The organism is Microbacterium umsixpiens (assembly GCF_053543675.1).
Window position 1 is genome coordinate 1 of the sequence record NZ_JBLVOH010000034.1, and the last position, 9,763, is coordinate 9,763.

A 9,763-nucleotide genomic window follows, 5' to 3' on the forward strand; every position below is an offset into this window, starting at 1 on the left:
CTCGCGGTCGTGGGTGAGCTCGTCGAGGGGCGCGGCCGTGGCCTGCACCCGGGCCTCGGCCTGAGCGCGCAGCTCCTGCAGCAGCGCGCGGGGGTCAGAACTCATGCGCCCAACTCTAGGCATCCCCGCCGACACCCCGGCCCCACCCGTCGCACTTTCGCATCGAGGTCGCAGGATCCAGCGGAACTCTGCGACCTCGACGCGAATCTGCGACGCGCGCGCCTCAGGCGGAGTGCCCGCTTGTCGGCACCGAGTCGGTCGTCGTCGGGACGGCCACGGCCTTCATGCCGGGGTGATCGCGTTCGAGGGCGGCGCCCTCCATGTCGACGTTCGGCAGGATGCGGTCGAGCCAGCGCGGCAGCCACCACGCCGAGCGGCCGAGCAGATGCATGAGCGCGGGCATCAGCAGCATCCGCACCACGAACGCGTCGAGCAGCACACCGAACGCGAGGCCGAACCCGATCGAGCGGATGATCGTCGACTCCGAGAAGATGAACCCGCCGAACACCGACACCATGATGAGGGCGGCGGCGGTCACCACCGAGCGGCCGGCACGGAAGCCCTGGGCCACGGCATCGCGCGCCGAGGCTCCGTGCACGTACGCCTCGCGCATGCCGGAGGCGAGGAACAGCTGGTAGTCCATCGCGAGGCCGAACAGGATGCCGACGAGGATCACCGGCAGGAAGCTCAGGATCGGCCCGGTGCTGTGCAGCCCGATGATCTCGGCGCCCCAGCCGAACTGGAACACCGCGACGATCAGGCCGTACGTCGCGAACAGCGAGAGCACGAAGCCGCCGGTGGCGATGAGCGGCACCAGCAGCGAGCGGAACACGACGATCATGATGAGCAGCGAGAGGCCGACCACGACCACCAGGTACAGCGGCAGGACTCCGGCCAGCGCCTCGGAGATGTCGATGTTGATCGCGGCCTGACCCGCGACGCCGAGGGTGATCCCGTCGCCGATCGCCGGCAGGGTGCGGAGGTCCTGCACGAGCCTCTCGGTGGAGGCGCTGTTCGGGCCCTCCTCGGGGACGACCTGGAACGCGAGGAGGGTGTTGTCGTCGGAGGTGGCGATCGGCGCGACCGCCGCGACGTCGTCCTGGTCGGCGATGGCCTGCGCGATCGTGACCTGCGTGGAGAGCAGATCGTCGTCGGTGACGGCGTCGTCGAGGGTCGCGGTGACCAGCAGCGGGCCGTTCGCGCCTTCGCCGAACTGTTCGTCGACGGTCTGGAACGCGCGGTAGCTGGTCGAGTCGCTCGGTTCGCTCGACCCGTCCGGCAGCCCGAGCCGCATCGACATCGCGGGGATCGCGATGATGAGCAGCGCGACAACGCTCACGAGCGTCGTGACGACGGCGCGCAGGGTCGACATCCGCTTCACCGGCTTGCCCGCGGCGTGCTCCTGCCCGACCATCGCGCGAGCGCGGCGGCTGAGCAGACGGTCGCCGACGAGCCCGAGGATGGCGGGCGCGAGGGTGATCGCGACGAGCACGGCCACCGCGACGCACACCGCGCCGACCGTGCCCATGAGCCCGAGGAACGGGACGCCGGTCACGTTGAGCGCGAGGAGCGCGACGATGACGGTCGTTCCGGCGAACACCACGGCGGTGCCGGACGTGCCGGTGGCCAGGCCGATGGATTCGCGCACCGGTACTCCGGCGAGCAGCTGCTTGCGGTGCCGGTTGACGATGAAGAGCGAGTAGTCGATGCCGACCGCGAGGCCGAGCATCACGCCCAGCACCGGCGTCACGGACGCCATGTTCACCACGCCGGAGAACGCGAGGGATGCCGTGACTCCGACACCGACGCCGACGATGGCGGTGACGATGGGGAGGGCTGCGGCGATGAGCGAGCCGAGCATCACGATGAGGACGATCGCGGCGAACACGAGACCGACCGCCTCGCCGACGCCGAAGATCTCGGGCACACCCTGCGCGATGTCGGTGCCGAAGTCGACCTCGGTGCCGTCGACCGGTGCGGAGGCGAAGTGGTCGATCGTGCCCTGCTTGACCTCTTCGGAGAGCTCCAGTCGCGGGTCGACGAAAGAGATGTTGACGATCGCGGTGGACCCGTCCTCGGACACCACGCCGATGCCGTCGGCCAGGTCGAGGAGGGTCGAGCCCAGCTCCGCCTGATCGGCGTTCTCCTGCAGGGTGATGCGGGACTGGTCGAGCTTCGCGTTCTGGGCCTCGAGGTCGGCGGCCTGGGCGTTCAGTGCCGCCAGCTGGGCGTCGAGGGCGGCGAGTTGCTCCGGGCCCGCTCCGGCCTGCTCCGCCTGGGTGCGCGCGGCCGTGAGCTGAGTGAGGCCGGCCTCGATCTGTGCCCGACCCTCGTCGATCTGCGTCTGCGCGGCATCCAGCTGGGCGCGGCCGTCGGTGATCTGCTTCTGGCCGTCGGCGAGCTCCTTCGCACGGTCGGCCTGCTGCTGCTGCGCGTCGAACGGGTCGATCACGGACGCGACGCCGTCGAGATCCTCGGCACTCGCAGCGAGGTCGGAGATCTCCTGCTTCTGCTCGTCGGTGAACGCCGAACCGTCGGTGGTGCGATAGACGACCGTTCCGGTGCCGCCCGCGGAATCCGGGAGCTTGTCGGCCAGCTCGTCGGTCACCGCGCCCGACGCGGTGCCCGGGATGTCGAAGCTGTTGCTGAGCGTGCCGCCGAGGGTGAGGAAGGCGCCGACACCGATGCCGAGGATCAGGACCCACGACACGATCACCGTCCACGCCTTGCGCGCAGCGAACGAACCCAGACGGTAGAGCAGTGATGCCACAGTGGTCTCCTTCAGACTCGAAGATCATACGGCACGTCTCGTCTAGCGATCTGTGGCTATCCTGAACGCATGGTCAACGAGCATCGGAGCGGGCCCGTGCGCAGCACTGCGGCGCGTGAAGCGATCCTCGATGCGACCTCGCGACTGTTCCACGCGAAGGGCTACGACCGGCTGACTATCGAGGGCATCGCGAAGGAAGCCGGAGTCGGCAAGCAGACCATCTACCGCTGGTGGCCCTCGCGCGGTGCGCTCATCGCGGACTGCCTGGTCGACGGGCGCCTCATCCCCGTGGACTTCGTCGTGGCGGACACGGGCGACCTGCTCGCCGACGTCGAGACGTGGCTGCAGTCGGTCTTCGCCATCCTCGCGACCACGCAGGGGCAGGCGCTGCTGCAGTCGCTGGGCGCAGCCGCCGCCGAAGACGCCGCGGTCGGGGCCCACCTCGGGGGGAGTCTCGGCGTCGAGCAGCACCTGTCCGAACGGCTGCGCGGCGGGATCCGCGACGGTCAGCTGCCGGAAGACGCCCCGATCGCGCAGATCGGCCGAGCGATCCTGGGCGCGATCATCGTGGAGTCCCTCGGCCGTGAGAGCCACGGACCCGGCGGGATCATCGAACTGGTCCGGTACCTCTTCGCCCGCTGAGCTTCCGTCGCGCCGGGGGTACAGGGACTCGGTCATGTCAGGCGGCCTCGCTCGCCGGTTCGCGCTTCTCGCCCCGATCGGTGCCCGAATGCGAAGGCTCCGGCATCGGCATGGCGGCGAGGTCGGGCGCGCTTGGTCGCCATCGCGTCGACCGCCTCGTCCACCCGATCGCGGCGCGAGGTCAGGACCAGGGCGGTGCCGGTGCCCGCATCCTCGAAGATCGTTCGGCGGCTGTCCTGGATGCGACTCATGACACCTCGGGCGAAGCCCCGCAGGAAGCCGCTGCGCGCACGCCGCTTCTCGGACTCCGTGTGCCGGTGGTAGATCTCGCGCTGCACTGACCACCACTTCCGCATCGCGACCATGGCCTGCACCTCGAGGCTCGCGGTGAGGGTGCGCACCTGCGTGACGTCGGACGCGTACCCGACCAGGAGCAGGCCCGCGCCGACGGAGACCTCCATCCCGAGCGGCCGCACCGTGCCCAGCGCCTGCGCGACACCCGAGCCGATCTCCTGCAGATCCCGGGCGTATACGCCGCTGAACAGCATCCGCTCGTGAACGATCTGCTCCTGTGTCTGGCCCAGCCGGCCACGGCGTTCGTCGATGCGGGCCTGATCTATGCCGTACTTCACGATCAGCCGCTCGGCGTGCTCGGTCAGAGCCTCCGCCTCTTCCGGTGTCGTGCTCTCGGCCTTCGCCAGCAGCTTCGCGATCAGGTCGAGCTTCGCCTCGGTCATGGCATCCCCCTTGGTGGTGTGTGATGCCTCGAATCCTCCGCGGGGTCACCCGCATTCAGAGGGTTGATCACGGTGCCTGGGGAGAAACCTGTTTCGCGGCGTCCTGGGGAGGGATGCTGCGCGCGGGGTGGGGCATGACGCCGTGGCTACTCGAGCCACTCCGTGACGAAGCGGTCGTTCGCATGGATGTGCGTGGCCTCGTATGTGCCGCCGTCGAGCACCTCGAAACGGTGGGAGACGAGCGCGGGGACGACGAGGATCTGCCCTCCGACGCCGACCACCTGATCGTCGCCGACCGTGAACAGCGCGCGGCCCCGGCGGATCACGAACGTCTCGGCGTACGGATGCCGGTGCAGACGTGGTCCGCGACCGGGTGTCGTGATGAACTCACGCATGATGCTCACGGGCGAGCCGAGCAGGTACCCCTCGATGTCTTCGTCCGCGGTGACGTCTCTGAGGTGGATGGTCATGGGTCCTCCGTTCCCGCCCGAGGGTACGCGCGCAGGGCGACAGGGTCGAGAGTCAGAACTCTTCTCGCGGAGAAAAGCGTCTGCTTCGGCCTTCTCCGCGCGACGAGGCCGCGGGAAGTGCTTTCGGCCGACGGAGGCGACGTGCCTCCGCGCGCCATCGTCTCCGAAAAGGGGCCGGCCGCTCTCAGCCGAGGATGAGGGTGATCACGGTCGCGCCGCCACCGCCGAGGATGAGCGCGATGATGACGGTCCAGGCGACGATACGGATGCGACGGTTGCGCTTCTCGCCGAGGTCGCCGTAGTCCTCTTCGTTCGGGTTCTGCCGGCTCACGTCGCTCATGCGCTGACCTCGGTGACCGTCGGACCGAAGTACGAGGGGAGCGTGGCCTGCGAGCGCTCGCGCAGCTCGGCGATCGACACGGTGAAGACGTCCTGCACCTCGAGCTTCGCGCCCTCGGTGTCGGTCACGCCGATGCGCATCACCGGGTAGTCGCGTCCCTCGCAGAGTCCGCGGAACTTCACGTCGTCTTCACGCGGCACGGTCACGATCACGCGACCGGTCGACTCGGAGAACAGGGCGGATGCGGCATCCACGCCGTTGCTCTCGATGATCTCGTTCAGCCAGACACGGGCGCCGACACCGAAGCGCATGACGCCCTCGGCGAGTGCCTGCGCGAGGCCGCCTTCGGAGAGGTCGTGCGCCGAGGAGATGAGCCACTCATCGCGGGCAGCCGAGAGCAGACCCGCGAGGCGCTTCTCGCCGGCGAGGTCGACCTTCGGCGGCAGTCCGCCGAGGTGGTCGTGCACGACGTCCGCCCAGGCCGAACCCGAGAGCTCGGTCGAGGTGGTGCCGAGCAGGTAGATGTTCTGACCCTCGTCCTGCCATCCGGAGGGGATGCGGCGCGAGACGTCGTCGATGATGCCGAGCACGCCCACGAGCGGGGTCGGGTGGATCGGCACGTCGCCGGTCTGGTTGTAGAACGAGACGTTGCCGCCGGTGACCGGGGTGCCGAGCTCGTAGCATCCGTCGGCCAGGCCGTCGACCGTCTGACCGAACTGCCACATGACCTCGGGGTTCTCGGGAGATCCGAAGTTCAGGCAGTCGGTGATGGCCGTGGGCACCGCGCCCGTGACGGCGACGTTGCGGTACGCCTCGGCGAGGGCCAGCTGGGCGCCCGCGTACGGGTCGAGCTGGCAGTAGCGGCCGTTGGCGTCGGTCGACACCGCGAAGCCGAGGCCCGATTCCTCGTCGACGCGGATCATGCCGGCGTCGTCGGGGAAGCTGAGGGCCGTGTTGCCGAGCACGTAGTAGTCGTACTGGTTGGTGATCCAGCTCGTGTCGGCCAGGTTCGGCGAGGCGACGAGGGCGAGGAACTGCTCGCGCAGCGTCTCGGGGTCGTTCGCGCGGGGCAGGTTCTCGGCGGCATCCGCCTGGAGGGCGTCGATCCACGTCGGGTAGGCGACCGGGCGGTCGTAGACGGGGCCGTCGACCGCGACGGTCGAGGGGTCGACGTCGACGATGCGCTCGCCCTGCCAGTCGATGATGAGGCGTCCGTCGCCGGTGACCTCGCCGAGCACGGAGGTCTCGACCTCCCACTTGTTCACGACCTCGAGGAACGCTTCGAGCTTCTCGGGAGCGACGATCGCCATCATGCGCTCCTGCGACTCCGACATGAGGATCTCCTCGGCCGTAAGCGTGGGGTCGCGCAGCAGCACGTTGTCGAGCGAGACCTTCATGCCGCTGTTGCCGTTGGCCGCGAGCTCGCTGGTCGCGCACGAGATGCCGGCGGCGCCCAGGTCTTGGATCGCCTCGACGAGCTCGCCGCGGTACAGCTCGAGGCAGCACTCGATGAGCACCTTCTCGGCGAACGGGTCGCCCACCTGCACGGCGGGGCGCTTGGTCGGGCCCGTGGAGTCGAACGAGTCGGAGGCCAGGATGCTCGCGCCGCCGATGCCGTCGCCACCCGTGCGGGCGCCGAACAGGACGACCTTGTTGCCGACTCCGGTCGCGTTCGCGAGCTTGAGGTCTTCGTGACGCAGCACGCCCACCGCGAGCGCGTTCACGAGCGGGTTGGCCTGGTAGACGGAGTCGAAGACCGTCTCGCCACCGATGTTCGGCAGACCCAGGCAGTTGCCGTAGAAGCTGATGCCGCTGGTCACGCCGTGCACGACGCGGGCGGTGTCGGGGTGGTCGACCGCACCGAAGCGCAGGGCGTCCATGACCGCGACCGGGCGTGCGCCCATCGAGATGATGTCGCGGACGATGCCGCCGACGCCGGTCGCCGCGCCCTGGAAGGGCTCGATGAACGAGGGGTGGTTGTGCGACTCGGCCTTGAAGGTGACGGCCCAGCCCTCGCCGACGTCGACGACGCCCGCGTTCTGGCCCATGCCCACCATGAGGCGTTCCTTCATCTCGTCGGAGACCTTCTGGCCGAAGCGGCGCAGGTAGTTCTTCGACGACTTGTAGGAGCAGTGCTCCGACCACATGACGGAGTACATCGCCAGCTCGCCCGAGGTGGGGCGACGGCCGAGGATCTCCTTGATGCGCTCGTACTCGTCGGGCTTGAGTCCGAGGGCCGCGTACGGCTGCTCCTTCTCGGGCGTCGCGATCGCGTTCTCGACGGAGTCGGGGACGTGCTGGGGGGAAGGTGCAGGGGCGGTGGTCACGCGCACTCCAAAGGAAGGGGCCGGCGGGGCATGCTCAGTCTACCGGCGTGGTTGGGGCGGCTCTCCCGCGAGAGCGGGAGGTCAGATGCGGTCGGCGCGGATGGCGTCGAGGATCTGTGCGGATGTCTCGTCCTGTCGCTGCGGTGGGTGCGACAGGGCGCCCTTCTTTGTGGGGAGGGTGACCCTTCCGGTGCGCACGAGTCGCGACCACGCGGTGTCACGATCGCTCTCGGTGAGGGCGGCAGCGATGTCTCTCCTCGTGTGAAGCACGCGATGGACTCGCACGGCGTCCGGATCATCTGTGTAGATGACGAGGTACGGATGGTTTCGAAGAGGGAAGGCGCGGATGTCGGGAATCTCGGTCACCAGCTCGAAGCGCGCCGATCCCAGCGAGGGATACGCAGTGAGCCGGCTCAGCGCATGCTGGAGGTCGTCGATGAACGCGATCGCGACCGGCGGCCCTGCTTCGCCGAGGTAGCGCGTGACCGCGCCGTCGATGTCCTCATCCGCCCGCCTGGTGGTGACGACTCGCCCCGCAGTCACGCGTCGGCGGCGTCTGCGTGGACGCGGTCTCGGAGGCGATCGAAGTACGCCTGGTCCACTTCGGAACCCGGCCCCGACGTCATCCCGTCGACAACCAGGGATCGCAGCTGCTCGCGGGCCTGCTCATGGCGGATCAACTCACGCATGAACTCGCTGCTGTTGCTGTAGCCGCGCTCGGCCACCTGCGTTTCGACGAAGTCCTTCAGCGCGTCCGGAAGAGAGATGTTCATCGTGGCCATACCTCCACGCTAATACCGATGGCAAAGTTTGTCATCGCACTAGTGAACGTCATCGACTGCAGTGATTCCGTCCCGTGGCGACGCAGCTGCAGAGAATGGGAGAAGTTCGTAAAAACTCCTGGATCAGGAGGAAGAGTCCGCCGCCGCCGCAAACCGCTGCGCAAGAACTCCAGCGGCCTCGCGCAGCGGCGGCGGTCCGACCACCGTGAAGGGCGCATCGAACCGGGCGACCGCGGCGAGCACCCCGACCCACGACCAGGAGCCGACCGTGATGCGGCATGTGCCGTCGGCGAGCTCCTCCAGCTCGCCATCGTCGACCCAGGGTGCGACCTCGCGGGCAGGGAGTGCGATCACGACCTCGCCCACGCATGGCCAGCGATCCTCGGCCGCCGACCCCTTCGCCCGAGCCGCGAGATACGTCGCAGCATCCGCCGCCGGCAGCGGACGCGGGCTGAACGTGGGTCCGGTAGGGGTGCGCGGCTGCATCCGGTCCAGCCGGAAGGTACGCCAATCCGCAACCTCCAGATCCCACGCGAGCAGATACCAGCGGCCCTCGCGGGCGACCACCGCGTGCGGCTCGGTGCGACGGGCAGGTCGGTCGCGGTCGGAGCCGTAGTCGAAGCGCAGCACCTGGCGGTCGCGCACGGCCGCGCTCGCCGCTTCGAGCACCGCCGGATCGACGCGCACATCGGCAGTGGCACCCGTGAAGCGGATGCCGTCGACACGGTGCCGCAGTCGTGAGGGCATCACCTGCCGCACGGTGGCGAGCGCCCGCGCCGCGCCCTCCTCGATGTCGATGCCGCTGGAGGGGACGGTCTGCAGCGCCACGGCGATCGCAACCGCTTGGTCATCGTCGAACAGCAGCGGCGGCAGCTCGGATCCGGCTTCGAGGCGGTAGCCGCCGTACGGACCCTTGACCGCAGCGATCCGGTAGCCGAGCTCTCGCAGGCGATCGACATCGCGACGCACCGTGCGCGGGCTGACCTCCAGTCTCTCGGCGAGGACGAGTCCCGGCCAGTCGCGCGGCGTCTGCAGCAGCGACAGCAGGGCGAGCATGCGCGACGAGCTTCCGGTCATGGGTTCAGTCTGCCCGCAGTAGAGGACAGAAACCGACCGCTACCGCTGTGATCGTTGCCCACAGGCGGTTCCGAACGGCGGACCGCGCGAGAAGGAGGCATCCCATGACCATCACCACCACCACTCACCTGAACTTCCACGGCACGGCCCGGCAGGCGCTCGACTTCTACCGGTCCGTCTTCGGCGGCGAGGTCACGGCAGCGACCTACGGGCAGTTCGGCATGCCGGAGGGAGTGCCCGGGTTCGACAAGATCGTGTTCGGGCAGCTCGAGACCGCGGAGGGGATGCGGCTGATGGCGTACGACATCCCCGGGCAGGACGACCCGGACCCGACGGCGACCGCCGGCACCACGCACCGGGAGAACGGCGCGACCATCACCGATCGGACGTTCTTCCAGTCGCTACGGGCGGATTCGCTCGACGAGCTGCGGGGGTACTGGGACGGTCTGGCCGAGGGCGCGACGGTCGTCGAGCCGCTGGCGGCCTCGGCCTGGTCGGCCGGCTTCGGCATGCTCACCGACCGTTTCGGCGTGACCTGGGTGCTCGACGTGCAGGCCGGCTGACCCGCGACGTACCCTTTCCCGGGACGGATGCAGGGAGTTCGGACGGATGCAGGAG

General features: G+C 69.0%; 10 protein-coding genes. 2 read left to right on the forward strand and 8 right to left on the reverse strand.

Going from position 1 to position 9,763, the window contains the following annotated elements; all coding sequences use genetic code 11:
• Window positions 1-223: 223 nt before the first annotated feature.
• A complete protein-coding gene (locus tag ACNPM4_RS03565; RefSeq protein ID WP_448984719.1) occupies window positions 224-2,770 on the reverse strand; it encodes an MMPL family transporter in 2,547 nt (848 codons plus the stop codon).
• 69 nt (window positions 2,771-2,839) lie between these two features.
• Between ACNPM4_RS03565 and ACNPM4_RS03570 the strand changes: the two genes are divergently transcribed.
• Window positions 2,840-3,412: a TetR/AcrR family transcriptional regulator gene (locus ACNPM4_RS03570; RefSeq protein ID WP_448984720.1), complete on the forward strand. Its 573-nt coding sequence runs from the start codon at window positions 2,840-2,842 to the stop codon at window positions 3,410-3,412.
• 32 nt (window positions 3,413-3,444) lie between these two features.
• On the opposite strand, the gene ACNPM4_RS03575 is transcribed toward ACNPM4_RS03570, so the two are convergent.
• The 7 genes from ACNPM4_RS03575 to ACNPM4_RS03605 all read right to left on the reverse strand — a co-directional run bounded on the left by ACNPM4_RS03575 (window position 3,445) and on the right by ACNPM4_RS03605 (window position 9,145).
• Window positions 3,445-4,149: a DUF2786 domain-containing protein gene (locus tag ACNPM4_RS03575; RefSeq protein WP_448984721.1), complete on the reverse strand. Its 705-nt coding sequence runs from the start codon at window positions 4,147-4,149 to the stop codon at window positions 3,445-3,447.
• Between the two features lie 146 nt (window positions 4,150-4,295).
• Window positions 4,296-4,619 carry a cupin domain-containing protein gene (locus ACNPM4_RS03580; RefSeq protein WP_091033180.1) on the reverse strand — a complete coding sequence of 108 codons (324 nt, stop codon included), beginning with the start codon at window positions 4,617-4,619 and terminating at the stop codon, window positions 4,296-4,298.
• Between the two features lie 184 nt (window positions 4,620-4,803).
• Window positions 4,804-4,959, reverse strand: a complete 156-nt coding sequence (locus ACNPM4_RS03585; RefSeq protein WP_167381597.1) for a hypothetical protein — start codon at window positions 4,957-4,959, stop codon at window positions 4,804-4,806.
• A complete protein-coding gene (gene purL / locus ACNPM4_RS03590) occupies window positions 4,956-7,286 on the reverse strand; it encodes a phosphoribosylformylglycinamidine synthase subunit PurL (protein ID WP_448984722.1) in 2,331 nt (776 codons plus the stop codon). Before purL ends, ACNPM4_RS03585 begins: the two co-directional genes overlap by 4 nt.
• 81 nt (window positions 7,287-7,367) lie before the next feature.
• Window positions 7,368-7,829: a type II toxin-antitoxin system RelE/ParE family toxin gene (locus ACNPM4_RS03595; RefSeq protein ID WP_081859997.1), complete on the reverse strand. Its 462-nt coding sequence runs from the start codon at window positions 7,827-7,829 to the stop codon at window positions 7,368-7,370.
• Window positions 7,826-8,068: a ribbon-helix-helix domain-containing protein gene (locus ACNPM4_RS03600; RefSeq protein WP_029263097.1), complete on the reverse strand. Its 243-nt coding sequence runs from the start codon at window positions 8,066-8,068 to the stop codon at window positions 7,826-7,828. The genes ACNPM4_RS03595 and ACNPM4_RS03600 overlap by 4 nt, the downstream gene beginning before the upstream one ends.
• Before the next feature lie 123 nt (window positions 8,069-8,191).
• Window positions 8,192-9,145 (reverse strand): helix-turn-helix transcriptional regulator, encoded by a 954-nt coding sequence (locus ACNPM4_RS03605; RefSeq protein ID WP_448984723.1) that lies wholly within the window; start codon window positions 9,143-9,145, stop codon window positions 8,192-8,194.
• A 104-nt stretch (window positions 9,146-9,249) separates the two neighbouring features.
• Between ACNPM4_RS03605 and ACNPM4_RS03610 the strand changes: the two genes are divergently transcribed.
• Window positions 9,250-9,708: a VOC family protein gene (locus ACNPM4_RS03610; RefSeq protein WP_448984724.1), complete on the forward strand. Its 459-nt coding sequence runs from the start codon at window positions 9,250-9,252 to the stop codon at window positions 9,706-9,708.
• Window positions 9,709-9,763 lie beyond the last annotated feature (55 nt).

Bases quoted from the DNA above. Each gene is read 5' to 3' on its own strand.
- ACNPM4_RS03570 (WP_448984720.1), top strand. From the start codon at position 2,840: ATGGTCAACGAGCATCGGAGCGGGCCCGTGCGCAGCACTGCGGCGCGT.
- ACNPM4_RS03575 (WP_448984721.1), bottom strand. From the start codon at position 4,149: ATGACCGAGGCGAAGCTCGACCTGATCGCGAAGCTGCTGGCGAAGGCC.
- ACNPM4_RS03580 (WP_091033180.1), bottom strand. From the start codon at position 4,619: ATGACCATCCACCTCAGAGACGTCACCGCGGACGAAGACATCGAGGGG.
- ACNPM4_RS03585 (WP_167381597.1), bottom strand. From the start codon at position 4,959: ATGAGCGACGTGAGCCGGCAGAACCCGAACGAAGAGGACTACGGCGAC.
- ACNPM4_RS03600 (WP_029263097.1), bottom strand. From the start codon at position 8,068: ATGGCCACGATGAACATCTCTCTTCCGGACGCGCTGAAGGACTTCGTC.
- ACNPM4_RS03605 (WP_448984723.1), bottom strand. From the start codon at position 9,145: ATGACCGGAAGCTCGTCGCGCATGCTCGCCCTGCTGTCGCTGCTGCAG.
- ACNPM4_RS03610 (WP_448984724.1), top strand. From the start codon at position 9,250: ATGACCATCACCACCACCACTCACCTGAACTTCCACGGCACGGCCCGG.